General features: G+C 53.9%; 24 protein-coding genes. 3 read left to right on the forward strand and 21 right to left on the reverse strand.

Annotation, left to right across the window (positions count from 1 at the left end):
* Nucleotides 1-21: 21 nt before the first annotated feature.
* Nucleotides 22-1,404: a UDP-N-acetylmuramoyl-tripeptide--D-alanyl-D-alanine ligase gene (locus J3482_RS06260; protein ID WP_146824252.1), complete on the reverse strand. Its 1,383-nt coding sequence runs from the start codon at nucleotides 1,402-1,404 to the stop codon at nucleotides 22-24.
* A gap of 54 nt (nucleotides 1,405-1,458) precedes the next feature.
* Here J3482_RS06260 and J3482_RS06265 point away from each other — a divergent pair, with 54 nt between their 5' ends.
* Nucleotides 1,459-2,589, forward strand: a complete 1,131-nt coding sequence (locus J3482_RS06265; RefSeq protein WP_146824253.1) for a D-alanine--D-alanine ligase — start codon at nucleotides 1,459-1,461, stop codon at nucleotides 2,587-2,589.
* Nucleotides 2,590-2,640: 51 nt separating this feature from the next.
* Here the strand turns inward: J3482_RS06265 and J3482_RS06270 are convergent, their stop codons facing one another.
* From J3482_RS06270 to surE, 8 genes are all read right to left on the reverse strand, one after another.
* Nucleotides 2,641-3,540: a complex I NDUFA9 subunit family protein gene (locus J3482_RS06270; protein WP_146824254.1), complete on the reverse strand. Its 900-nt coding sequence runs from the start codon at nucleotides 3,538-3,540 to the stop codon at nucleotides 2,641-2,643.
* A 17-nt stretch (nucleotides 3,541-3,557) separates the two neighbouring features.
* Complete coding sequence (locus J3482_RS06275) at nucleotides 3,558-4,343, reverse strand: DnaD domain-containing protein (protein ID WP_206922194.1); 786 nt, start codon at nucleotides 4,341-4,343, stop codon at nucleotides 3,558-3,560.
* A gap of 23 nt (nucleotides 4,344-4,366) precedes the next feature.
* The gene (gene asnS / locus J3482_RS06280; protein WP_146824256.1) at nucleotides 4,367-5,662 is read right to left on the reverse strand and encodes an asparagine--tRNA ligase; all 1,296 of its coding nucleotides are present in this window, start codon (nucleotides 5,660-5,662) and stop codon (nucleotides 4,367-4,369) included.
* A gap of 128 nt (nucleotides 5,663-5,790) precedes the next feature.
* A complete protein-coding gene (locus tag J3482_RS06285) occupies nucleotides 5,791-7,326 on the reverse strand; it encodes an AAA family ATPase (RefSeq protein WP_206918307.1) in 1,536 nt (511 codons plus the stop codon).
* Nucleotides 7,320-7,862 (reverse strand): hypothetical protein, encoded by a 543-nt coding sequence (locus tag J3482_RS06290; protein ID WP_146824258.1) that lies wholly within the window; start codon nucleotides 7,860-7,862, stop codon nucleotides 7,320-7,322. Before J3482_RS06290 ends, J3482_RS06285 begins: the two co-directional genes overlap by 7 nt.
* 98 nt (nucleotides 7,863-7,960) lie before the next feature.
* Nucleotides 7,961-8,473: a hypothetical protein gene (locus J3482_RS06295; RefSeq protein WP_146824259.1), complete on the reverse strand. Its 513-nt coding sequence runs from the start codon at nucleotides 8,471-8,473 to the stop codon at nucleotides 7,961-7,963.
* Nucleotides 8,470-8,649 (reverse strand): YpmA family protein, encoded by a 180-nt coding sequence (locus J3482_RS21270; RefSeq protein ID WP_031218728.1) that lies wholly within the window; start codon nucleotides 8,647-8,649, stop codon nucleotides 8,470-8,472. The genes J3482_RS06295 and J3482_RS21270 overlap by 4 nt, the downstream gene beginning before the upstream one ends.
* Nucleotides 8,650-8,663: 14 nt before the next feature.
* Nucleotides 8,664-9,410, reverse strand: a complete 747-nt coding sequence (gene surE / locus J3482_RS06305; protein ID WP_146824260.1) for a 5'/3'-nucleotidase SurE — start codon at nucleotides 9,408-9,410, stop codon at nucleotides 8,664-8,666.
* An 87-nt stretch (nucleotides 9,411-9,497) separates the two neighbouring features.
* Here surE and J3482_RS06310 point away from each other — a divergent pair, with 87 nt between their 5' ends.
* Nucleotides 9,498-9,674 carry a hypothetical protein gene (locus J3482_RS06310; protein ID WP_188332347.1) on the forward strand — a complete coding sequence of 59 codons (177 nt, stop codon included), beginning with the start codon at nucleotides 9,498-9,500 and terminating at the stop codon, nucleotides 9,672-9,674.
* Here J3482_RS06310 and J3482_RS06315 read toward each other — a convergent pair whose 3' ends face one another.
* The 11 genes from J3482_RS06315 to J3482_RS06365 form a co-directional block, all read right to left on the reverse strand.
* Nucleotides 9,675-10,970 carry an amidohydrolase gene (locus tag J3482_RS06315; RefSeq protein WP_146824261.1) on the reverse strand — a complete coding sequence of 432 codons (1,296 nt, stop codon included), beginning with the start codon at nucleotides 10,968-10,970 and terminating at the stop codon, nucleotides 9,675-9,677.
* Nucleotides 10,971-11,999, reverse strand: coding sequence for an S-methyl-5-thioribose-1-phosphate isomerase (gene mtnA / locus J3482_RS06320; protein ID WP_206922195.1), 1,029 nt, complete (start codon nucleotides 11,997-11,999; stop codon nucleotides 10,971-10,973).
* A gap of 2 nt (nucleotides 12,000-12,001) precedes the next feature.
* Nucleotides 12,002-12,802 carry an S-methyl-5'-thioadenosine phosphorylase gene (gene mtnP / locus J3482_RS06325; protein ID WP_146824263.1) on the reverse strand — a complete coding sequence of 267 codons (801 nt, stop codon included), beginning with the start codon at nucleotides 12,800-12,802 and terminating at the stop codon, nucleotides 12,002-12,004.
* Nucleotides 12,803-12,946: 144 nt separating this feature from the next.
* Nucleotides 12,947-13,765 carry a non-homologous end joining protein Ku gene (gene ku / locus J3482_RS06330; protein WP_206918276.1) on the reverse strand — a complete coding sequence of 273 codons (819 nt, stop codon included), beginning with the start codon at nucleotides 13,763-13,765 and terminating at the stop codon, nucleotides 12,947-12,949.
* 77 nt (nucleotides 13,766-13,842) lie between these two features.
* Nucleotides 13,843-16,662: a helicase C-terminal domain-containing protein gene (locus tag J3482_RS06335; RefSeq protein WP_146824265.1), complete on the reverse strand. Its 2,820-nt coding sequence runs from the start codon at nucleotides 16,660-16,662 to the stop codon at nucleotides 13,843-13,845.
* Between the two features lie 86 nt (nucleotides 16,663-16,748).
* Nucleotides 16,749-18,191, reverse strand: coding sequence for a tetratricopeptide repeat protein (locus tag J3482_RS06340; protein WP_206922196.1), 1,443 nt, complete (start codon nucleotides 18,189-18,191; stop codon nucleotides 16,749-16,751).
* 70 nt (nucleotides 18,192-18,261) lie between these two features.
* Entirely contained in the window at nucleotides 18,262-19,269 is a 1,008-nt protein-coding gene (locus J3482_RS06345) for a biotin--[acetyl-CoA-carboxylase] ligase (RefSeq protein ID WP_146824267.1), read from the reverse strand.
* 24 nt (nucleotides 19,270-19,293) lie between these two features.
* Nucleotides 19,294-20,412, reverse strand: a complete 1,119-nt coding sequence (bshA, locus tag J3482_RS06350; protein ID WP_146824268.1) for an N-acetyl-alpha-D-glucosaminyl L-malate synthase BshA — start codon at nucleotides 20,410-20,412, stop codon at nucleotides 19,294-19,296.
* Nucleotides 20,413-20,428: 16 nt separating this feature from the next.
* Complete coding sequence (dapB, locus tag J3482_RS06355; RefSeq protein WP_146824269.1) at nucleotides 20,429-21,148, reverse strand: 4-hydroxy-tetrahydrodipicolinate reductase; 720 nt, start codon at nucleotides 21,146-21,148, stop codon at nucleotides 20,429-20,431.
* Entirely contained in the window at nucleotides 21,090-21,575 is a 486-nt protein-coding gene (locus J3482_RS06360; RefSeq protein ID WP_206918266.1) for a tetratricopeptide repeat protein, read from the reverse strand. Before J3482_RS06360 ends, dapB begins: the two co-directional genes overlap by 59 nt.
* Nucleotides 21,576-21,686: 111 nt before the next feature.
* On the reverse strand, nucleotides 21,687-22,022 hold the full coding sequence (locus tag J3482_RS06365) for a nucleotide pyrophosphohydrolase (protein ID WP_223204252.1): 336 nt from the start codon (nucleotides 22,020-22,022) through the stop codon (nucleotides 21,687-21,689).
* A 143-nt stretch (nucleotides 22,023-22,165) separates the two neighbouring features.
* On the opposite strand from J3482_RS06365, the gene spoVV reads away from it, so the two are divergent.
* Nucleotides 22,166-23,446 carry a dipicolinic acid transporter SpoVV gene (spoVV, locus tag J3482_RS06370; RefSeq protein WP_438938608.1) on the forward strand — a complete coding sequence of 427 codons (1,281 nt, stop codon included), beginning with the start codon at nucleotides 22,166-22,168 and terminating at the stop codon, nucleotides 23,444-23,446.
* Between the two features lie 160 nt (nucleotides 23,447-23,606).
* On the opposite strand, the gene J3482_RS06375 is transcribed toward spoVV, so the two are convergent.
* The gene (locus tag J3482_RS06375; protein ID WP_146824273.1) at nucleotides 23,607-24,416 is read right to left on the reverse strand and encodes an undecaprenyl-diphosphate phosphatase; all 810 of its coding nucleotides are present in this window, start codon (nucleotides 24,414-24,416) and stop codon (nucleotides 23,607-23,609) included.
* Between the last annotated feature and the right edge of the window lie 121 nt (nucleotides 24,417-24,537).

Consider the following 24,537-nt stretch of genomic DNA (forward strand, 5'->3'; position numbering starts at 1 on the left):
ATCCGGGTGACGGCTGTTGCCTCAGTCTTTGGGCGTTGGGGGAGCCACGAGTCGCTCGACAATCCGTTCTAATTGCATGCCGCGAGACGCCTTGACAAGTACAGTTGTGTTCTCGTTTACCCAATCAAATAGGCGCTCCATCGCAGTGGATGTGTCGGGCACGTGATGGACAGATGGCACACCATGGCGGATAGCTTCCTCGGCTATCCACCTAGCCGCTTCGCCGATACAAACTAATCGGTCTACGGCAAATTCCGCCGCCCTAATACCCACTTCCCGATGTCCTTGTTCGGTGTAATCGCCGAGTTCAAACATGTCACCGAGAATAGCTGTACGTGCGCCCCGTGGTGCCAAGGCTGCCAAGACTTCCAGACTCGCCGTCATCGACAATGGACTCGCGTTGTAACAGTCGTCGATAATCGTCACGTTGCCTGGCGCCTCTACAACGCGCAAACGCCCGGTCAATGCCTCCAGACTGGCTAGGCCATCCGCGATTTGCTGTAACGACAAATTGACCTCGAGACCCACTGCAATGGCGGCCAGCGCGTTTCGCACATTGTGGACGCCAAACGTTGGCAAACTGATAGCTTGGCATTGCCCGCTAGCATGTACCGTAAAGGTCATTCCTTCGTTTTTCCACTGAATATCAGAAGCAAATACGTCACTCGTATCTGTTAAGCCATACCACACGACGGGGGCTTGCGAAGACACCGCAATTTTTTGTAACCATGGATCTTCAGCGTGCAAAATCGCCCGCCCGTCTGATGGGAGCGATAACAATAGTTCTCCCTTAGCTTTCGCGATGGCTTCTTGACTGCCGAGAATTTCAAGGTGGCTATGGCCAATATTCGTGATAATCCCTAAGGTAGGCTTGGCGATTTCACAAAGTTGCGCAATCTGCCCGACACCACGCATGCCCATCTCCAAAACGATGGAACGATGTTTCGGTGTTCGCTGTAGAATGGTTAAAGGTAAGCCCAATTCGTTGTTCTGGTTGGCTTTTGTATATAAGCAGTCCCCTAAACGGCAGAGGATGGCGGCGACCATTTCCTTTGTTGACGTTTTGCCATTACTGCCGGTGATACCGATGACAGGGCCAGTAAAAAGAGATCTTTCGTGGGCTGCCAAACGTTGAATGGCGGTTAGTGGGTGCTCGACGACGACGATTGGTCCGGCATGTGTCTTGACGGGCTTGCTCACAATCGCTACACTGGCACCGCAGTCGAAGGCTTGCTCAACGAAGTCATGGCCATCGACGCGCTCGCCGACGAACGCGACAAACGCGTCGCCAGGGCGAAGCTGACGATGGTCCACGTTGACGCCGGTGACGAGCGTTTGGTCATCGCCTTGTGTGGAAATTGCACCGACGATGTCCGCCAATGCTCGCAAGGTTATTGGAGTCAAGGATAATCCCTACCTTTTCAACTCAAAATGTTCCTGACAAAGGAGTTGCGATACGTGCCTGTGAAGCGCATTAAAGTTGGTGTCGTATTCGGTGGAAAATCTGGCGAACACGAGGTTTCGCTTCAATCTGCAAAGTCTGTGATGGAGGCACTGAATCCCCATCAGTATACCATTGTACCCATCGGAATTTCGAAGAGCGGCCGGTGGCATGTCGGAAAGAATGCGATGAAGGCTTTGGAAGAAGAGCAAAAAGCCCAGGTCACATCCGGGTCGCCTGCGAGCTTCATCAATCAACAAGTCGGCGGCTTGACGCCGATTGTCCCGAAATCTACAGCTGCACCGGTGCCAGCGACGCTGGCCAGCGATGTCGACGTCGTGATTCCAGTGATGCACGGGACGTACGGCGAAGACGGGTCGATTCAAGGCCTGCTCGAACTGATGGATGTGGCATACGTCGGAGCCGGTGTGCTCGCGTCGGCCGTGGGACTCGATAAAATCGTGATGAAGCAAGTGTTTGGATCTGTCGGGTTGCCACAAGTGCGCTACGTCGGGTGTACGCGAAAGACGTGGCAAGCGAGATCAAACGATATCATTCGGGAGGTTGAGGCGGCTTTTGGCTATCCCTGTTTTGTGAAGCCGGCGAACTTGGGGTCCAGCGTAGGTATCTCGAAGGTGAAAAATCGGTCGGAACTGGAACGTGCTGTGGAACTCGCGGCGCAATACGACCGCAAAGTCATCATCGAAGAAGGTCTGGACGTACGCGAAGTCGAAGTCGCGGTCCTCGGCAACGATACACCTCAGATCTCCGTTCCTGGTGAGATTGTTCCGTCCAATGAGTTTTACGATTACGACGCAAAGTACATCGGCGGGGCATCTAAGCTTATTATTCCAGCGGAGCTCACCGAAGAACAGCGATCTGCCATCGACCGCTACGCGGCTCAAGCGTTTCAAGCGATTGACTGCAGTGGTCTGGCGAGAATCGATTTCTTTATTGAAAAGTCTACAGGCCGCGTCCTGGTCAACGAGATCAACACAATGCCAGGTTTTACGCGATACAGCATGTACCCAAAGCTTTGGGAAGCCTCCGGGATGTCTTATGCAAAACTGCTGGATACGTTGATTGAATTGGCTATTGAGCGGAATAACGAAAAGCGAGAGCTACGCCGTAGCTTTGACGCCGAGTAATTCGGTAATTCGGCGTCAAAAAGGTGGAGCGAAACGTTTCGCTCCACCTTTTTATTTGAACAAATTACGGGAAATCGAAAAAGGCACTGGTTGAAGGTCGAAGATGTCGTATAGCCTATCCCCGTTTGTGCAGACATTGCCTTCTACAAGCATCGTCAGCTGATCCATCGTCAGCGGTGGATTTCCCATCACGCCCAAGGCGCCCACCAACGTCTCGATGATGGGTAATGGAATCTCAATAGACAATTTCCGACTGCCGAGTCCCTCGCGTATTTGCTGCAAAATCTGGCCGTATTCCACAACCTCGGGTCCGCCTACGTCAAACGTTTCCCCAATCGTTGTATCCATATCTAACGCTTGCGCGAAGACAGCAGCAACGGTGCTGGTATGTACCGGCTGCAGCGGAAAACGACCATGACCAATGACGGGCAGTATAGGCGCTCGTTTCACCAAAGTGACCAGCTCTTGAACGAAATTTGAACCAGGTCCACCATCGCCAAACACGACAGAAGGACGGAAAATGGTGAACCTTAGTCCACTTTGGCGGACGAGCGTCTCCGCTTCCCACTTTGACCGATGGTAGCCACTTCGGGCGCCAACGCGTGCACCGAGCGCGCTCATGTGCAAAAACCGTCGGACGCCAGCCCGCCGCGCTGCCTCGAGAACGCGCATAGTCCCGTCTACGTGCACCGTCTGCATCGTGACACCCTTACGGCGAAATTCACGGATAATCCCAACTAAGTGCACAACCGCATCTGTCTGGTCGACCCCAATTTGCAGGGCGGTCGCATCGGACAAATCCCCGGCTATCACATGCACCCGGGAAGCTAGATCTTTGGGAACGCGGGCCTCGTCACGTGCGAGCAATGTGACAACGTGACCGCGTTTCACCAACTCGCGGACAACGGGTACACCAATGTACCCTGTCCCTCCCGTCACAAATACTCGCATTCGGCCTCACGCCCCTATTAGCTTTCTGGGAACAGTTCATAGAAACTTGCGTACCGTTCATCTCGCGTCGCTTCTTTCGGCGCATTGCTGCGTTCAGTCGCGCTGGTAGCGGCGCGGCGCGGCGGTGGTGTCTCTTTCATCTGCGACCGCTTTGGCGATTGGGCATCGCGAATCCGATCCCGATGTTGTTGGCGATACTGCTCCAAGTCTTGACGCGATTGAATGTGGTTGCGTTGCCAGTCAAAAAGTACCCGATCAATATATTTGAAACTGTATTTATTTGCTAGAACCGATTCCCGAAGGGCTTCGACGACCATCCATTCAGGGTATCCCTCGGGGCCGAGCCACGTGCGGATTTGGTCGCACTCGAGCGCGGACAACGGACGTCCGAACTCCTCTTCAAACATCGTGACAGGATCCTGCCGCCAGACTCGGGATTGTGCGGTCGACGATGGAGCCGGTTTCCCGCGCAGGCGTTGCCATAATGGTTGTAAGTCGAAATACGTGACGTGCGCGCCGCTGTCGTCAAAACGTTCACCGATGCCGAGCAATCCCTCGCGAACCAACCGTTCGACGGACCACATAATTTCCTTGCTGCTCATGCCACACAGGTCGCCCAAATCTTGCGCGGACAGCTCGGTTGTACCACGGATTTGCCCGCTAGCGAGAATCTGTAAGAGCATAATCATTTCGTGCGCGTGAATGCCTAAGTCGGCATAGTTCTTCAACAAGTCGTACGGTAATGCTACAAAAGGGGTACCCAGAAAGTCCCCGTTCGCAGATTGCCTAGCGGACGGTTTCATAGATTTTCCCCCTTCTCGCAACATCATGGATAGAGACGGTACAGCGTCCTTGGAAATGCGATGGCTTCTCGGATGTGTTCAATGCCGCAAATCCAAGCAATTGTACGTTCCAACCCCAGTCCAAATCCGGAGTGTGGGACGGAACCGTACTTCCGCAAATCGAGATACCATGCGTACGTATCCTCAGGCAACTTGTGCTCTTCGAAACGCTGTTTAAGCAGCGCATAGTCGTGAATGCGTTGGCTTCCTCCAATGATCTCACCGTATCCCTCTGGCGCAAGCATATCCGCGCACAATACGACCTCCGGACGATTGGGGTCCGGTTGCATGTAAAACGCCTTAATGGCCGTTGGATATCGTTCGATAAACAGCGGTCGGTCAAATTGGTTTGCCAAAGCTGTTTCGTGTGGTGAGCCGAAGTCATCTCCCCACTGGATATCAAAATCATGCTTTTGCAGCCAGTCAATTGCCTCATCATAACTCATGCGCGGGAAAGGCGCCTCGACACGCGACAGCGCTTGGATGTCGCGACCCAACGTGTGAAGTTCACTTTCACAGTGGTTTAGCACGTGCTTTACAATATGTGCGACAAATTGTTCTTGGATCTTCAGGTTTTCCTCGTGCTCGACAAACGCCATCTCGGGTTCAATCATCCAAAACTCGATGAGGTGTCGGCGGGTCTTCGATTTTTCTGCGCGGAAGGCCGGGCCGGCAGAATATACTTTGCCGAGCGCCATCGCGGCAGCTTCCATGTACATTTGACCACTTTGAGTGAGGTATGCCTCCTGATCAAAATACTGCGTTTGAAACAACTCGGTAGTGTCCTCGCATGAGGAAGGCGTCAACGCCGGCGAATCGACCCGTGTAAATCCATGGCCATCGAGGAAGTCAGCTACAGCCCGTTCGACTTCCGCGCGAATGCGAAGCAGGGCACGTTGCCTTGGCACGCGCAGCCACAGGTGGCGATGCTCCATCAAAAAGTCTACGCCATGCTCTTTGTGCGTAATGGGATACTCGTGAGATATCTGAATGGCTTCGACATGTTGCACTGTCAGTTCATAACCGCCTGGCGCGCGGTCGTCTGCGCGTACCAATCCGGTAACGCGAAGCGACGATTCTTGCGTCAGACTATCGCATGCTGCAAAGACTTCTTCTCCAACCTCTGATTTGACGGCGACACATTGAATGAAGCCTGTACCATCGCGAACCTGAAGAAATTGGATTTTACCACTTGAACGCTTGTTGTATAACCAGCCCTCCAGCGTGACTGCTTGTCCAGCAAAATCACCCACGTGGGCAATTGTCGTTTTCGTACTCACAACTTTCCCTCCAGGTCAGCATCGTATCAAAATGATTATAACAAAGGGAGGAAACACCTCACAATCGTAAAAAGAAGCCGAAAGTCACCCGGATTGGCAACTTTCGGCTCTCCCTTTCCTCGTTTTGCTTACACAGAAGGCGTCAGTTCTGGCTTGACGTGTGGGTGAGATACCGCGGCTGAGGCCAGAGCATGCGGCTGCATCGTCTCCATCCATTTGCGGAACTCTTTGCCGTCTACACTTTCCTCTTGCACGACGTGTTCGGCAAACCGTTCGATATCATCTTTGTACGGCGTCAAAAGATCCCTTGTCACGTTTTCTTGGGTTGCCAGAATATGCCGGACTTCCTTTTCGAGAAGCTGTTCTGGCAAGTGTTCTTCATCGACGATACCCAGGCGCGACAGCCCACATTTCACCAGGGTCCGCGCCAGAGATGACGCCTGCACGAAGTCGTTTTGCGCACCTGTGCTGCGATTGCCATAGTGGAGCTCTTCTGCTAAACAACCTGCCAACGCAACGTTAATTTGTTCTTCCAGTTGCTGTTTGGTGTATAAGTACTGATCTGCCTCTGGGATTTGACGGACAAATCCCAACGCATTCCCGCGCGGTGCGATAGTGATGTGAGAAACCGTACCTGGGCGCATCAGTTCGCTGACAATCGCGTGACCTAATTCGTGGACGGCCACGCGCCGCAATTCTTCATCTGTCGGCCGACGTCCTGTCTTTTCACCCATCAATACTTTGTCGACTGCATCGCGGAACATTTCTTGCGTCACTTTATCCCGTTCCTGGCGCAACGCGATAATCGCCGCTTCATTGACGAGCGCTTCTAGTTGGGCACCAGAGAAACCGTAGGTTTCGCGCGCAATGTGGTCTAAATTGACGTCTTCCGCAATGGGTTTATCCTTTGTCATGATGCGAAGGATATGAAGGCGGCCTTCTTTGTCTGGCAAATCGACTTTGATTTGCCGGTCAAAACGACCTGGGCGCAAAAGCGCCGGATCTAGAATATCTGGCCGGTTCGTCGCCGCCATCACCAGAACAAACGGCGATTGGGTCGTGCTCATCCCATCCATTTCCGTTAACAGCTGGTTTAACGTCTGGTCGTATTCTTGATGGCTATGATGACCACGTCGACCGCCAACCACGTCGATTTCGTCTACAAAGATGATGGCGCTATCCTTGTTTTCCCGTTTCGCCATCTGCCGTGCGCGGCGAAACAAGTCCCGAACGCGTTGCGCTCCGACGCCGACATACATTTCGACAAACTCTGAACCAGAAGCAGATAAAAAGACAGAATCGGTATACGTCGCCGCCGCTTTTGCCATCAACGTCTTGCCGGTTCCCGGGGGGCCGGTCAGGAGAATCCCTTTCAGTGGCCGAATGCCCAGAGTCTTAATCTTGTCTCGGTAGCGAAGAAAGTCGAGCGCTTCCTTCAGTTCGTGCTTCGACGACTCTTGCCCACCAATTTGATCAAACGTGATATCGTGCCGCACCGGTGCATCTTTGGCTGCCGGCGCTGCGGCATTGCGGCGGTCCATGACAATCCACAACAACACGCCGAGGCCTACGAGGAACAAAATTGGCAATACATTGATGCGTAACAGCCCTAAGAATACGAGTACCGCTACGGCGACACCAATCAACCATTCCTTAATCAAGATGAGGCACCTCCTTGGTGCATAGGGGGATACGGCATGACAGTATAGAGGTAGTGACTACCCTTCTCGAGTTGGATGTAGGTATTTAATTGCGCGTCCATCGTAATTCGGCACTGGATGTGTTGTTGTTTCGCCATTTGGGTCACCTGAGCAATCATCTCGCGGTAATTGCCCTTTTGAATGCCCTCCAACAGGACTGGCGTATAGCTTTCTAACGCTTGCGACAACGTGCCGTTGCGGTCGTCAGATAACCGCAGTTTGACTCCAGAACCCAGTCTCGACGAAACTTGGTTGGTAATGTCATCATACGTCTGTTGCAAGTCTCCGTTCTTCAATTTGGAAAACGGACCGAGTTGAATCTGTACCACATCCGGGCTACCGGTCAGAATGTCGACCGTCTGCACGCCCTTTACCTGTTGCAGGTTCTTTTTCAGTGGTCCGAGTAGATTAAAGTGTTGGTACGCCTGCCAACCGCCGAATAACACAGCAAGTGCGACGATGGCAATGAGTACGATTGGAACGAGGCGAACACGAGACATAAGGTAAATCGCCTCCCTTAGATGTCATACAAGCTCATGCCTAGTATAGCATGAGCACCGAACGTATGTTCACAGTACATATTACCACTTTCCCTAACCTATGCCGACAATTGATATCGCCAAAGTATATGGCCGCTGGTAGCATCGACATACACAAAAATTGCCTTTCCGTTTTCGCGGCCGCGCACTTCATACACCACATTGGTGCTGGACTCCGCTGACAACGCCTTTGATGCTTCGCCAGTCACGTAGCCAATGCTGTATGTGTCGGTATGTATATTGTCCTGGAGCAACGACTGTTCGACTTTCTTTGCGGAAACCAATTGGTCGACGCCCACGCTGTAAGCCGTGTGTTTCGCCGGAATGTAAAACGCGTACCACTTGTGGCCAAACGTATCTGTACCGAGAAACACATCTTCCAGTCCGGATGCCGTAAACACCTGATAGCTGTCAATGTGGTCGATTGGCGTGTGGTTGAGTACGTACTGAGCAGCCTGTTCTTCAGGCGCCCAGTTCGTCGACACGTTTTGCCACAACCACGCAATCACGGCACAACACAGCATGAGAAGAATGATGGGCACTGTAATGGCCCATATCTTCCAGGTCTTCATACGACATCTGTCCGGTACAGCGTGATTTGCATCACACCTTCTTGATCTTCTGCTTTGGACAACCCGACGATAATGTCCTTATCCTTGAGATTTCGATTCAAGAAATCCACAAGTAAGTACAAATCCTCCGTCTTAGAACACCGATGCGTCGCAAGTACGTGTAACTTGGTTTCCACAATTCCACCGTCCGTCAATGCTTGAATGATTGCATTTTACCGTAGTATTCCTCATTCGTGAACCGATATCGCAGTGGCGTGATGGTAATCGCGCCTTCGCGGATGGCTGTCACGTCCGTTTCGCCATCCCCGTGTTCATCGATGATGTCTCCACCATAACGATAAACCTGCTGCCCGCTTTCGTCTAGTTCGACCCGAAAGCTGTCGTGATAATTTCGTACACCCAATTTGGTCCAACGGACGTTTTTCGGGTCAGGATCCGGCGGAAAGTTGACACTGAGAAACGTATCCGCTGGCAGTTCCAACTGTAGCAACTGTGGCAGCATGGCGAGCAACGCCTTGACAGTCGGCTCGAAATTGAACGGCGGGCCCACTTGCGATAGTGCCATCGCCTTTACGCCCTGCAGCGACGCTTCGCCGGCCACCGCCACCGTACCGGAGTACAGCACGTCTGTCGCGAGGTTGGCGCCGGCATTGATGCCTGCGAGGACGATATCGAACGGGGTCGTCGGATGTAACATCGCCAACGCCCACTTGACACAATCCACAGGCGTGCCGGAGGTCTCATATGCTTTGACGGCACCTGGCAGTTCGAGCTCGTGCACTTCGATGGTCCGATGTAAGCTGATGCCGTGACTGGACGCGCTCCGCTCTTGGTTCGGCGCCACCACGTAGACGTCTGCCAGATGGCACAGCGCCTGGCACAGCGTCTGGATGCCCTTTGCGTGAATTCCGTCGTCATTGCTTAATAGTATGCGCATGGAATGTCTCCTCTCCTGCCATCATTCGTGTCACATACGGGTGCCAGCTTCGCCTATACTAGGAGTACTTCAGCGGGAGGTGGTGTTATGACAGTCCATTGGCCTACCGCAGAGCGGAATTTTGCGGAGGCGGATACCCCATTTCACCAACTGGAACGCGCACTTTTATTGTCTATTTTAGCGGAGGAGACGTCGCGGTGGTGCCGCCATTGTGCTGCGCTGCGCCCACCGGATTACGACGATTCCGACGAACTGATGCTGTAACTATTTTATCAGTTGTTCCTTGATTCGGGCGACCTCTGCGCGCACGCGTTCGACGTCGATGGTCAGCGGCTCGCCCCCGGACACTACTTGTCGGCCGGCGACAAAGACGTCGCGGACATCATCCGCACCGCAGGCGTACACCACGTTTGACAACAGATTGTGCTGTGGTAACAGGTGTGGGCTCGCCGCATCGAGCAACACCATGTCCGCAGCGGCACCCGGCTTTAAGGTTCCGTGCAGTTGGCGCAAGAAACACGCTTTCGCGCCCAGCGCAGTCGCCAAATCAAACGCCACTGCCGCAGGAATCACCTCAGCGTCTTGCGCGACCCCTTTGTGGAGCGTCGCGGCGAGGCGCATTTCTTCGAACATGTCCAAATTGTTGTTACTTGCCGCACCATCGGTTCCAAGCCCCACGACAATCCCCTTTTCCAACATTTTAGGCAACGGTGCAATCCCAGAACCCAGTTTTAAATTGCTTTGTGGATTGTGCGCGATGCGCACGCCGCGGCGTGCCATGATGTCGAGATCGTCATCGGTTACATGCACGCAGTGGGCAGCCAGCGTCGGCACGTCAAACAGGCCAACTTTTTCGGCGAGCGCAATCGGTGTCAAGTTGTGATCTCCCTGCGAATTCACGACTTCCGTTTGCGTTTCACTCAAGTGAATTTGAATGGGCACATCGAGTTCTTTCGCCAGTTCCGCAATTTCTGTCAGATAGTCCGGCGGACACGTATAAGGCGCGTGCGGGCCGAGCGTGACCGTGATGCGACCGGATGCTTGGCGATGCCAGTTACCGTGAAATGAGCGGCTACGGTGCAGGCCGTTTTCGCGGGACACGTCGTTAAAGCCGACCACGCCTACGGACAGGACGGCGCGAATCCCAGACTCGGCCACGGCTTTCGCGGCGTGATCCATCATCATATACATATCCGTATAAGTCGTCGTGCCCGAGACGAGCATCTCCCAAGCCGCGAGTTGGGTTCCCCAATAAATTGCGTCCTCGGTGAGTTTGTCTTCCAGTGGGAAAATCCGTTCGTTCAACCAGGTCATAAGCGGCAGGTCGTCCCCTGCCCCGCGCAACAGCGTCATCGCCGCATGGCCGTGCGTATTCACGAGACCGGGCATCGCGATGCGTTTTTGCTTGCGGATCAGATTGACGGGCTCGCCGCCGTCGCGTGGATACGTGCCGCGCTCGTACCGTTCGATGATATCGCCATCCAAAACGAAGTAGAGCGGTTCGGCAATGACGGTGTCTTTGTCAATAATGGCTCCGCCGACCTCGATTACAGTTTTCAATTAAAACGCCTCCTTTAACAGCGCCGGCAACGATTTTTCGTATGGCGCGCGCACGACCCCGAACTCTGTGATGATACCCGTGACCAATTCTCCAGGCGTCACGTCGAACGCCGGGTGCAACGCGGTAGCGCCCACAGGGGCAATGGGTTGCCCGCAAATCTCGGTCACCTCACGCGCGCTGCGCTGCTCGATGGGAATGTCGGCGCCGGAGGTCGTCGCTAGATCAATCGTGCTCGTGGGCGCTGCCACGTAAAACGGAATGCCGTGATAACGAGCCAGCACCGCGAGTGCGTACGTGCCGATTTTGTTCGCCGTGTCGCCGTTCTTGGCAATGCGATCCGCGCCGACGACCACCGCGTCGACCATTTGTTGTTGCATCAAGTGGCCTGCCATACTGTCGGTGACGATGTCGAATGGAATGCTTTCGTGTAGCAGTTCGTAAGCAGTCAGGCGCGCACCTTGCAAATACGGGCGTGTTTCATCTGCGTACACGTGCGTCAATTGACCGTTTGCGTGCAGTGAGCGGATGACCCCGAGCGCCGTTCCATACCCAGTTGTTGCAAGCGAACCAGTGTTGCAGTGCGTGAGAATTCGCACGCCCGTTTCAAATAGTGCTGCACCGGCGTCGCCAATGGCGCGATTGACGCGCAAATCGTCCTGTGCGATTTGCAATGCTTTGCCGTATAGCGCTTGAGCCAGCTGTGCATCGTCGTCGGTGGCGGCGATGACCGCTTCCATTCTGTCCATTGCCCAGTTCAAGTTGACGGCCGTTGGTCGCGCTTGACGCAAATGCGCGATAGCTTCTAGCAGTTGCTCGCGCAAATTGCCACTGTCTTGGAGGCGATGGGCTTCAATGGCGACGGCGAACGCCCCAGCTGTGCCAATGGCCGGTGCCCCGCGCACCTTCATGTCGCGAATGGCCTGCGCGACGTCATGGGCGGTGCGATACGTGTGCCATATTTCTTCTTGTGGAAGTTTGGTCTGATCCAGCAAATCAAGCGCGTCTGGGCGCCAACGAATGGCTTGCACGGTTACGCGTCCTCCCGTCGCAAGGGTGCTTGATTGCCCACAGCGTGCGGACAAGGACAATTGCGAATATCGTCGTCCGCGCGAATAAATTCATAAAACAATGTGCGGATCTTTTCCACATTCTGCTGCATCGTATCGACAACCTCTTGGTGTGTGAGGGCATTTGTCGTCATGCCGGCGGCAAAGTTGGTCACCATGCAAACGGTGGCGTAACACAGCTCTGCTTCTTTAGCCAGTGCGACTTCTGGCATGCTGGTCATTCCCACGACACTGCCGCCTAATCGCTGAAACATGCGAATTTCTGCCTTCGTCTCAAAGCGAGGTCCTTCTGCGGTGACATACGTGCCACCAAAATGCATGGCGTAGCCGAGGTTTTCCGCGGTTTGTTGCAAGTTTTTGCGCAGTCGTGTGCAGTACGGATCGGACATGTCCACATGTACGACCTGATCTTTACCAAAAAAGGTACTGATGCGGCTTTTCGTCATATCTATCACGTCGTCGACGAAGACTAAGTCCCCCGGTCGCATCCCGGGCACGAGCGACCCCACTGCAGCGGTCGCCAAAACTTGTTCGACACCGATTTCTTTTAGCGCATAAATGTTGGCTCGATAGTTTACTTTGTGCGGCGGCGTCGCGTGCGCGCGACCATGGCGCGCGAGAAACGCCACAGGTTGTCCACCGTATGTACCCACAGTCAATTGCACGTCGCCATAGGGTGTATGTATCTGCACGTCCCGAGCCTCTTCGACAGCACCGGCTTCGTAGACGCCGGTGCCACCAATAATTGCGTATTTTGCGTCCATCCAAGTCTCCACCTTATCAAATCAAAGTCGCTTAGTGCTTTGATTATAGCGAAACTCGGGAAACAAATCTCCCCAATGGTTAAACGCGCGCAAGTACTGTCTGCAGGGTGATGTCGGTCGTTTGGCATGGCTGATGATGGCTGATTACGAAGACTTCTTTCGCGACGTGCGCTTTCGTTTCACTGCTGGTTCCGCCATTTTCAGGCTCTTTTGGAGGGCATCCATCAAGCTGATGACGTCCGCGGCCGGTGTTGTCGCCGCCGGGGCCAGTTCTTCCGGATTCGCGTGCTCCAACTTTTGTTCCACCAATTTTTGCACTTGTTCTCGGCGTTCGTCGTGAAATGCAGCGGGATTGAACGGCTTTGACAACTGCTCAATCAGCCGCTCTGCCATCTCCAATTCGTCGGGCGAGACTTCGGGCGCTTGGTGAACGAAGGGAAGTTCTTCGGTTTGCCGAATCTCATCCGGCCAGAACAGCGTTTGCAAAATGAGCACGCCATCCTTCATGCGGATGCAGGCCATGCTTTCACTTTGCCGAAGAACGGAGGTCGCAACGGCGATTCGGCCGGTCTTGCCAAGCGCGTCCGCTAACAAGGCATACGCTTTGCGACCGTTTGCCTCAGGGGCCAAGTAATAGGTGTTGTCGTAATAGACCGGATCGATTTCGTGGGCTTCTGTGAAGTGAACGATATCGAGTGTTTGCGAACGAGCTTTGGTCAACGCCTCGAGTTCCTCGTCCTCAATCACGACGAACTGCCCTTTGGCGTACTCAAAGCCGCGCACGATGTCGTTTGTACCGACTTCCACCTCACACGTCGGGCAAGTTTTGTGATATTGGATGGGGGTTTTACAGACTTTGTGCAATTGCCGAAAACGAACGTTTTGCGACTCTGTAGCTTTAAACATGCGAACTGGCACATTGATGAGGCCGAAGCTAATGGAACCTTTCCACATACTGTGCATGCCATTCTCCACCCTTTCCGAACCACGCTCTCGTCGGTTAGGGTGGATTGGCAGACACTACGCCATGCGGATTTCGCTCATGAAGATTGCGTCAAAAATGAGCGAATTTGACGGAGGACATCTTGTTCGGGTGCCACGCGTGGACGCACGCCGGATAAGGATTGAATAAATGTCGCGCCGTACTTCGAAGTGATGATGCGTTTGTCGTAGACGACAACCACCCCTTTGTCCTGGCGCGTGCGAATCAAGCGGCCAAATCCCTGGCGAAACCGCACGACCGCTTCAGGTAAGCTCGCGACCCAAAAAGGGCTCTGACCGGAGTTTGTCAGGCGTTCATGCCGCGCTTCGGTCACAGGGTGGCTTGGCGGCGCAAATGGGAGCCGAATAATCACCAACGTGGTGAGTTGGTCGCCGGGCAAATCAATCCCTTCCCAAAACGACTGTGCACCTAGGAGGACACTTCTCGGGTTATTGCGAAACGCTTCCAGCATCGCGGTGCGGCTCCCGTCCACGTCTTGCGCGAACACCGCAATTTCTTTCGCAGCCAGGGGCGCGCGCAAGTGTTTGGCCGTCTCCCGCAGCATTTGGTGGCTCGTAAATAGCGCCAACAGCCGCCCGCCACTGGCAACCGCGAGGTGGTACAACGAGTCGGTCAACCAAGTGGCTGCTTCTTCAGAACTCATCTTGGCCAGTTCAGGCACGTCGTTTGGCACGAATAACCGCGCTTGCGATGGATAGTCAAACGGTGACGGCACAATGCCCGTGATAAGTCGCTGTTCGTCCAATGTATCGCGCAGGCCCAGTTGATTGATGGTGTAGTCAAAGCGCCCACGCACTGACAACGTCGCGGACGTGAGTATCGTCGCTGGCAACGGATCGAACAATAGCGTGCGAAGCGTCGCCGAGACGTCGATAGGCGCCGTATGAACGCTATATCGCGGGCGACCGTAGCCGCGCCGTTCAATCCACGTTACGCGTTCTTCACTTTGCACGGTCATTTCTTCCAACAGTTCGACGCCTTGCAGCCACTGATCAAGATAGCCTGCAGCGTCGAGAATGCGCCCCGCTTCGTCGTCTGTCGCTGCTGTCTTGGCCCACTCTTGTAGCCCCTTGACCAGTTCGCGCAACGCGTGAATGGGCGCCCGCAGCGATGCCATCTGTTCACTAAACTGAATGAAACTCGGGTGCTTGAAGATGTCATCTGTCAACCGCAGTTCATTTTTACCCGCGGGTACTAGATTTCCAAGTACTGCGAAGGCAACGTCTGCACTCTGCGCCACCTCTGCAATCCACTCCTGCGCGCGCTTGAGTTTTTCCTCCATGGCGAACGGCAGGGACTGTGACGTTTCAAACCGGGTTAATAGATCTTTGATGATGCCGTTTCGGCCTTGGTCGCGGCTTAACCGGTGCCCCAGAGCAGCGATTTGTGCCGCGTGCACCTCGTTGCCCAGATGTTTAGTCGCCTGTTCTTCAAGATGGTGGGCCTCGTCAATCACCAGCGCTTCGTACTTCGGCAGCACGCGGTGATCTGTCTTCAAATCTGACAGTAAGAGCGAGTGGTTGGTAACGACGATTTCTGCCGCTTGCGCACGGGTTTTTGCACGGAAGAAGTAACATGGGCGGAAAAATGGACAGCGCTTGTTGATACAAGTCTCCGTCTCGCTCTGAACGCGCCCCCACAATCCTAGGCTCACGGATTTCGAGGAGAGTTCCTCACGTACGCCCTCGCCGGTCCGCGACAGCCACACCAAAAGCGCCATCACGCCTTGGATATCTTCGGGACTCGCCAGTTCAGACAGCGTGGCTGCTTCATTGCGCACTTTCCGCAAACACACATAGTTCTTTCGCCCTTTTTGTACCGCGAGCGATAACTTTCCCTCAAATAATCGCAGCAGCGTAGGGAAATCGCGTTCCTCAATCTGGTCTTGCAGCGCCATCGTATGTGTACTGACGACTACGCGCTCCCCGGTCGCCTTCGCATAGAGCGCGGCTGGAATGAGATATGCCATCGATTTACCAGTACCAGTGCCCGCTTCAATCACCGCGTGTTTGTGCGCGGTCAGCGCCTCGCCGACCTTGGCCGCCATCTGCAATTGTCCTTCACGCGGCTCATAGCCGGGCAGAAATTCGCTTAAAGGTCCGTTGGCAGAGAGGAGTGCCAACGCTTCTTGGATGACATCTTTTCCTGACCGCGTACTGGGCTTTGACTTGTCGTCATCCAATCTCGGCGGCGGTGCTGTATACAAAAGTCCGTCGCGAACTTCGCAGTCTTCCGGTATCGTATCGGCTTTCTTTGCCATCACATGGAGGCTTAGTTCAGTGAGCCAATCACTTGTGCGCTGCGAATATAACCCAGAGAGTTGCGCCAATTGTTGGACGAGCAAATAAGGCAACGCCAGAACCTGTTCCGTTAACTGCAGAAATACTTTCGCCGTGGTCATGGCGTCCGACAGCGCGCGATGCGCTGAATCTGGCACGATGCCTACATGTTCCGCCACAGCGGTCAATCGATGGGAGGACAGCGTCGGAAACAGAACGCGCGCAAGGATATATGTACACAATCCATCCGGTTGGATGAGGGTGTATCCTAACTTGTCGACATGGTACTGTAAAAAAGGCTGGTCGAACTGCAAGTTGTGCGCAACGAGTGTGTCGTCGCCGATAAACTGCAGTAGCCTCGGTAGAATTGTTGATGCAGGTTCCGCGTTGGCGACCAGAGAGTCATCAATGCCGGTCAGACGCGTGATCTCACTCGGTATCGAAGTCTCGGGTCGCACCAGCGCGTGGAAGGTGTCGGCAATCGCGCCGTCGACGACGCGAACCGCACCGACTTCAATGATTTCGTGTTGTGTCGGGTCGAGCCCCGTGGTTTCAATATCTATCACGACGTAATTCACGTTTTAGGCCTCCTGGCCAGTCCAAAATCTCTTTTTACATTCTAACAAACCTTGCTTCGGACTGACATGGAGAAACATGGCCTTCCCTACGAGCGTTCAAGCTGCATGTCTGATTGTTCGATTTCCGACTCCACATGAGCTCGCGCGACGGCAATGGCCGACGGCGGCAAACCTAAGTGCACCGCCCGTTCGAAGTCGGCATTCGCCAACGCCGATTCGCCTTCGCGCAGATGGAGCATTCCCCGGTACAAAATCGCGAGTCGCTTGGCGTACATGCCGGGGTGTTCAGTAAGTTGCCCCAGCCGCCGCCGCGCTTCGTCGACTTGACCATCGAGTGCCGCAATGCGCGCGCGAATAATTTGTGTCAGCGCACTTGCGTCCCCGTTTTTCTCCACTGTTTCCAGTGCCGCCTGTGCCTGCGGAAAATCACCTAACAGGTAGCTGGTCAGGCCAAACAACGTCAACGCGTGTGAGCCTTCGGGGCGAAGTGTGAGCGCGCGTTTTGTCGCTATCATCGCCTCTTGCGGTCGATGTGAAACGGCGCGGCAAAGCGCAAGTAACTCGTACCCGACTGCTTGATTCGGATATTTCGTGATGACGGAGGCTGCGGTTTGCTCTGCGAGAGGGATTTGTTGCGTGGACAAGTACAGTACGACGCGCAGTAACGCATATTGTTCAAGTGGTTCGCCCATTTGCTCAGAGTGGGTGAGCAGAGCTCGCCCTTCATCTATGCGCCCAGACAACACGAGGCTCATCGCGCGCCACAAGATGGCCTCGACATCAACCGTATCTGTACGCATGACCTTTGCAAAACAACGTTCCGCAGCAGCGAACTCGTAAAGTTTCAAATGACAAATCCCTAAGTTGTACCACACGTCCACTTCGTGCGGGTCGAGGCTGAGCAATTCATATAATACGTGAACCGCTTGATGCCAGTCTTCCTTGGCAGCGCACAATTGCACCTCGACTTCGAGGACCGCCTGGAGTGTCACCTCGTCTGTCGCGGCGTCCCGAGCGTATGCGAGGTGCGAAGCAGCAACATCGATTCGACCTGCAGCCAAATGGCTAAGCGCTAAATAAATGCGTGCCGCAGGATTATCCTGACTGTCGAGTGCTTCCGAAAGCGACGCTGCGGCTTCATCAAACATGCGTAAATCAAAATAACCAAGGCCCCTGCGCAGTGCACAGTCGACTTTTAAGGACAAGTCGAACCAAGTTTGCGCGATTTCTACTGGCTCTTGCAAAAGCGATTCGGTTCGGCTCGCCGACCACACTTCCGAGGGCGTTTCGGCGTGATTTGCGTTCTCCTGGCCGAGATCAGCTGCTTGCTCCACCTCGCCAATTTCGAGGATGGTTTCCTCAATGACATCGTCGACTTCCATCCAGGCATCGAGGATAGAAGTGGCCAACTCACGAAGCATGGCCAGATCTTGTAGCATACGTTCTTTCGTCCTAGCGTCCGCTTCAGGGACCTGCTCGCGGATTTGCAAAACCGCGTTCGCAATGTCCTTCAGTTCCAAATTCTGCATGGATGAAGCCCCCTTTGTATAGGGATAGCGTCCGTTGGCAGAACAGAGATTATGCGGTGGTTTGTCGAGCTTACAATTTCTCAGAAGTGGAGAATAGCACTTCTCCACTGTGCAATTCGTGTCGCACACCGGCGTAATCGCGCACTAAGAGTACACCGCGCTCATCCACATCTTCGGCGTACCCCGTAATAAACGTGTCTCCAAGTCGAACATGTACCGTCCGTCCCAACGTATGGGCGTGTGTTTTCCACTCTTCACGTACAGCAGCAAACCCCCCTGCGCCTTGTGCGAGGCTACTGTAGAGTGTGTCGAGTTGGTTGAGGATACGTGCGAGTAGCAACGGCCTATCCACTGGTTGTCCACATTCTGTGAGAATGGTGGTGGCATGGTCGGAAACGTCGGGTGGCAGCGCGTCGCGATGGAAATTCGCGTTGATGCCAATTCCGATGACAGCGTAGTCGACAGTTTCACCGTCTGCCCGCATTTGCGCAAGGATGCCGCAAATTTTGCGACCATCGACCAAGATGTCGTTCGGCCACTTGATCTTTGTCTCCACACCGCTTTCGTGAAGTGCTCTGTGTACTGCAACGCTCGCAAGCAATGTCAAATCGCCCGCTTGCGACAATGCACACGGGTTGCGCACGAGTACGGAAAACCACATGCCGCCAGCTGGCGATTGCCACGCGCGCCCCTGTCGCCCGCGGCCGCCTGTCTGCCGGGCAGCCGTCACGACCAGTCCATGCACCGCGCCCTCGTGAGCGAGTTCGATAGCCGTGTCGTTGGTGGAGATCCGCTCCGGTGCCCAAAGAATCGTTTGCCCCAAGCGGCAAGCCTTATTGAGATGCGGCGATACCAGTGGCCCTATCAGTTCGTCGGGTACGTGCGTCAATCGATAGCCAACACGTGGCGTCGCTGAGAATTCAAAACCGTTTGATTCAAGCGTTTTAATTTGTTTCCAAATCGCGGTTCTCGAAACGTTGAGCGCCGCGCTCAGTTGTTCTCCGGAGATGGTTCTATTCGGTGCCGACATGAATAATTCGAGCATCTTGTCGCGTGTCGACCAGTCTTGTTTGGCCAAGCAATTCACCCCAATCTATGCCTTTTAGACGCCACAGACGCGGCGGTACAGCGCTTCGTACTCGCCTACCTTATCGTGCACGTGAAATTGGGATTCAGCATGGCGCCGTGCGGCTTGCGAAAATTGGTTGTAAAGTCTATCGTTCTGCAACAAGCGCAACGTATCTGTGGCCATTTTCGTTACGTCGCCCACATCTGACAAAAATCCGGTCACTCCGTCCACCACTACTTCTGGAATGCCACCCGCAATCGATCCGATGACGGGAATCCCACAAGCCATCGCCTCCAGCGCCACGAGCCCAAAGCTCTCTTTTGCGGATGGAAGCAACAATACATCGGCTGCGGCGATTAACGTGGCGACTTCGTCCTGCTTCCCGAGAAATTCAACGAACGGCTCAAGTCCCAATTCGCGGACGCGCTGCCGAGCGCCACTGTACTCTGGCCCTTCACCGACCAGTAAGAGCCGCGCCTGAACATGCGCTCGAACGCGAGCAAAGATTTCGATGACGTCGGGGATGCGTTTAATTTGTCGGAAGTTTGACACGTGTAATAGTACCCGCTCTTGCGGTTTAGCCAAACACGAGCGAACTTTCTCCCCCACCTGCGGACGAAATACACTGGTATCAATAAAGTTATAAATGCATTCGATGGGCTTATCGGTTTCGAACAGTTCGCGGGTCTGTTGAATTAAACTACGACTCACCGCAGTTACTGCGTCGCTTTTTTCAATTCCGAGTTTAATGACTTCCTTCAAGCTCGTATCTTGGGCGAGGACGGTGACGTCTGTGCCGTGCAGCGTGGTGACCACTTTGACGTCACGCTTGGCTATCTCGCGGGCGAGAAAGCCACAAACTGCGAATGGCAATGCGTAATGCGCGTGGATAACGTCGAGCTGGTACTCGTCGGCGACTTTCGCCATCAGCGCAGCCAGGGAGAAGTCATACGGCGGTGTTCGAAGAACCGGATAGGTTGTCGTATCCAGTTCGTGAATGTAGACGTGCTCGACAAACGCGCCGAGGCGAAAGGGAACATCGGTCACGATAAAATGAACCTCATGACCTCGTTTGGCGAGCGCTTTGCCCAATTCCGTCGCCACGGCGCCGGAACCGCCAATGGTTGGATAACAACTAATTCCGATGCGCATCCCGCACACCACCCTTCTACCACAATAAATTTTCTAATCCGTAGACCATCTGTCGCAACTGCATGACGCCCCGACATGCCAAAATTAACCCAGGCATAAAGCTTTCCCGATTGAGAGAGTCGTGGCGAATCGTTAAAATTTCCCCAGTTCCCCCGAAAATCACTTCTTGGTGGGCCACGAGCCCAGGTAGGCGAACACTATGTATAGGTACCTCGTAATCCGTCTCCATGGCCAACGCTGTGCGCAGCGCCGTACCAGACGGCTTGTCCTTTTTTTGGTCGTGGTGCAACTCGATAATTTCTGCTTTTTGCATCCATTTCGCGGCCTCTTTGGCGAAGCGCATCATCAACAGCGCCCCCACGGCAAAATTCGGGCACGCGATGCCCCCAATGCCTCGGGTTTGCGCCAGCTCGTCCCAACGGGCTAAATCTTCCTCGCCATAGCCTGTTGCGCCGACCACTGGGCGAACGCCGTGTTCTAATGCAAGATTGACGTGGTTGACAACTGTCGCAGGCGTTGTCAAATCGAGCCAGACATCCGGCTGTTCGGTTTCGAGTAACCGCACGGCGTCGTCGTAGACACTCGTCGCGAAATCTTGCAGGACTTCGTCGTCGACGTGGCGGACGAGAACACCAGCTAACGTCAAATCAGGTGTCGCTGTAATCGCGCGCACCGCTTCACGACCCATCCTCCCCTTTGCACCCGCAACTGCAATACGAACTGTGTTCTGACTCATCGATATCCTCCCTTTTTGTATCACCCTCATGCCACGAGCAATGTAACGCGGTGAGCTCCGCCAACATGTTTTGCGCGTCTTCATTCAGCGGGTCTTGTCTAGTTGCCTCCTTTAATAAAGAAATCGCCTCACTGACATACCCTTCCACATAGCGCCACTTCGCTTCTTCAACAGCGCTCGATGCACAAATTGCGTCATAGTACGATTCATAGAGCGGTATACCAGGACTCAGTTGCATCGCTTTTTGGATGCATTCCTTGGCACGCGCATAGTCGCCACTTCGATGTGCGGTGACCGATGCGCAGAAATAGACATGAGGGTTGTTCGGCTCCGCCTGAATGGCCCGTTCAAACGCGGCTTTCGCCTCGGCAAAGTCCCCGATGTACAAATACGCATATGCCGCCTGAATCAACCGCTTTGCTGCCATATAGACCACCTCTGTCCCAGTGTACGAAGTTGGTCACGGCATGGTTTGTACCTTGGCCCAAGTCTTGTGCGGTTGTCCAGACGACCTCGTTGCCGCGTTTTGTGTCATCCATCAATTATTTGCACGGCTGTCCTCGATACGCGTCCACCGAAACTTATCGCGCGTCTCAAACTTCTGCATGACGTCGTTGAACGCTTGGTTGAGATCAATATCCAGACGGTTTGCTAGACAGGTGATGACGAATAGCAAATCGCCCAATTCTAAGGCAATACTCCCGTCTGGCTCATCTTTTTTCTTAGGCTTCTCTCCGTAATGATGGTTGATTTCCCGAGCGAGTTCACCGAGTTCTTCGGTCAGTCGCACAACCAGCGTCATCGGTTGAAAATAACCTTCGACGAATTGACCGATATACGCGTCTACCCGCTCTTGCATCTCTTTCAAGTCCACGGTGGAAAAAACTCCTTTGTCTGCTTGTCTCCACCCCATTATAACGGAGTCTGTTTGGGATACATAAACGTTCGGCTTGGACATAAGCATGGTAAGGACAAATGCGGACCAGCTGTCGCTTGTATATCTGGTAAAGACAAGGAGTGAAGAGATTGAGCCGGGGCAAAAAGGGCCAGCTATTAAATCTAGTGCTCATTGCAGTAGCGGTAATTTTTACGATCGCGCTCGTGGTCTATCCCACCGAGGGATTTGAAGCCGGTATCGCGGGCTTAAAAGTGTTTGGGAAAATCGTCTTCCCCTCTCTGCTCCCGTTCTTCGTATTGGCTGAAATTCTCATGGGTTTAGGTGTGGTCAGGGGGCTTGGCGTGTTACTGGAACCCTTGATGCGCCCATTATTTAGCGTGCCGGGCGTCGGTGCGTTTGCTTTGTCGATGGGGTTGGCCGCAGGGTATCCAATGGACGCTGTGATTGCTTCTCGCTTCCGCGAGACAGGGCAGTGTACACGGGTTGAAGGCGAACGGCTGTTGGCTTTTACAAACACCGCTGACCCTTTGTTTATGTTGAGCGCGGTTGCCGTGGGGATGTTCAAATCGCCGGCCGTCGGCGGTTTACTCGCGATTTCGCACTATATCTCCGCGTTTCTCGTCGGGATTTGCTTTAAATTTTGGGGCCGTAACGACAAAGATCATCTGGCGGAAGTACAGGCGCGCACAAAGGAACGCGCACAAGGTTTTATTTTCGTTCGCGCGTACAAAGAGATGCTCCGGGCCCGCGAAGAGGATGGTCGCCCGTTCGGCAAGTTGTTAGGGAATGCCGTCACTGAATCCATGCAGACCTTAATCATGATTTGCGGGTTAATTGTGTTCTTTGCGGTATTTATTGAGATTTTGAGTAAGAGTGGCTTGATGCGCGTCATCGGTGCCCCAATTGCAGTCATTTATCACCTGTTCCACATCCACGGCGGTCTCGTAAGTCCCACGATTGCAGGTATCTTGGAGTTAGACATCGGGAGCGCCCAGGTTGCCGGCGTGGACGGTCCACTGTTACAGAAACTTGCGCTGGTCAGCGGAATTATTGGCTGGAGTGGCCTCGCAGTCCATGCCCAGGTGGCCAGTGTCCTCACCAATACGGATATTCGCATGCTGCCCTATTTCCTTGCGCGGTTCTTACAGGCGGCGTTTGCGGCTGCGGCGACCGTTGTTCTGTATTTTCTTGGCATGGGTCAAAAAGCGACGCAAGCGATGGCACACATTCCGGCTGTCACTGGTGTGGGCCAAGCCATGAGCAATCACTCGTTTTGGCAGGTTTCATCGTCGGCAGTCGCGTTGTGGCTCTGTATTGTCGGCGGCCTACTTGCGCTGTCACTAGGATTACTGATGGTTCGCAGAGTTCGGATTATTGCTTTTCACACCCGAATCAAATAATTCACCCTGAAGACTACAAGAACAACAAGAGACGAACAGCGGGAAGCGTTTTACGCTTCCCGCTGTTACGTGTTATCGTGGTGCCTCCATAAAAAAGGACTGTGTGACGATTGTACCTACGTACTAGCGCCAAACAGTCCTATCCTCTTTCTACGGTAAGTTATCCGATAAGCGGAGGGAAAAAGTGATGTCCGAATAGTTGATCATACAGGACAAATGCAGCGACTGCCCAAGTATAGACTGCAAAAATCCGCATTTTGCTGTTCCTAATTAACCAGCTCGTACCTTTTACTGCAAGATAGCCGGAAATCGCTGCTGCAATCGCACCGATAATCATTTGCGTCCACGGCAGTGCCATCGTCGCTGCAGGGTCTTCCAGGATATCGTCCAATTTCACCAGTGTCCCGCCGAGAATTGCCGGGATGGACAAGACAAACGAAAACCGGGTGGCTGCCGCTCTGTCCATTCCACGCCATAAACCGGCGGCGATGGTCAACCCAGAACGCGACAGCGCGGGGAGAATCGAGATTCCTTGCAACGTACCGACCCATAGGCTGTCGGAGACAGTCATCGTCTCCTCATTTTTGTGGCCTGCGGCAACGCTATCCATCCACCACAGAACGACGCCGGTGATGACAAATTCAAAGCCAATGGTGACACCGGAATCGAACAAGCTTTCAAACCACTCTTCGCAGATGGCTCCGACCACGGCTGTCGGCAACAATGCCACGAGAATCATCCAAGTCATGCGCGACGTTGGGTGCTTGATGAGCCACTGGACTTCGCGCCGCATGGCATAGAGGACCGCCGCGAGCGTTCCTAGGTGTAGCAGGAGAATAAACAGCGTGTCACTGTCGACGTGAATCCCCAGCAGTTTTTCCACCAGCACCACATGGCCTGTACTACTGATGGGTAAGAATTCTGTCACGCCTTGAACAATGCCCATAATGATGGCTTGTACAACGGTCATGTACACCCCTCCTTTATGCAGTTGTCAAAGTGCAAAAACAATAGCGTTGCCCCCGTCAAGACCCATCACGAGCGACGTAACTGGACAATCTACCTGATTTACTCTCATGTATATGGTCGTC

It is taken from the genome of Alicyclobacillus suci, from assembly GCF_017329615.1.
Classification (GTDB): Bacteria; Bacillota; Bacilli; order Alicyclobacillales; family Alicyclobacillaceae; genus Alicyclobacillus; species Alicyclobacillus suci.

Bases quoted from the DNA above. Each gene is read 5' to 3' on its own strand.
- J3482_RS06290 (WP_146824258.1), bottom strand. From the start codon at position 7,862: ATGTCTCGTGTTCGCCTCGTTCCAATCGTACTCATTGCCATCGTCGCA.
- J3482_RS06310 (WP_188332347.1), top strand. From the start codon at position 9,498: ATGACAGTCCATTGGCCTACCGCAGAGCGGAATTTTGCGGAGGCGGAT.
- ku (WP_206918276.1), bottom strand. From the start codon at position 13,765: ATGCACAGTATGTGGAAAGGTTCCATTAGCTTCGGCCTCATCAATGTG.
- dapB (WP_146824269.1), bottom strand. From the start codon at position 21,148: ATGAGTCAGAACACAGTTCGTATTGCAGTTGCGGGTGCAAAGGGGAGG.
- bshA (WP_146824268.1), bottom strand. From the start codon at position 20,412: ATGCGCATCGGAATTAGTTGTTATCCAACCATTGGCGGTTCCGGCGCC.
- J3482_RS06295 (WP_146824259.1), bottom strand. From the start codon at position 8,473: ATGAAGACCTGGAAGATATGGGCCATTACAGTGCCCATCATTCTTCTC.
- J3482_RS06270 (WP_146824254.1), bottom strand. From the start codon at position 3,540: ATGCGAGTATTTGTGACGGGAGGGACAGGGTACATTGGTGTACCCGTT.
- J3482_RS06340 (WP_206922196.1), bottom strand. From the start codon at position 18,191: ATGCAGAATTTGGAACTGAAGGACATTGCGAACGCGGTTTTGCAAATC.
- J3482_RS06360 (WP_206918266.1), bottom strand. From the start codon at position 21,575: ATGGCAGCAAAGCGGTTGATTCAGGCGGCATATGCGTATTTGTACATC.
- surE (WP_146824260.1), bottom strand. From the start codon at position 9,410: ATGCGCATACTATTAAGCAATGACGACGGAATTCACGCAAAGGGCATC.
- mtnP (WP_146824263.1), bottom strand. From the start codon at position 12,802: ATGGACGCAAAATACGCAATTATTGGTGGCACCGGCGTCTACGAAGCC.
- J3482_RS06275 (WP_206922194.1), bottom strand. From the start codon at position 4,343: ATGAAACCGTCCGCTAGGCAATCTGCGAACGGGGACTTTCTGGGTACC.
- J3482_RS06375 (WP_146824273.1), bottom strand. From the start codon at position 24,416: ATGACCGTTGTACAAGCCATCATTATGGGCATTGTTCAAGGCGTGACA.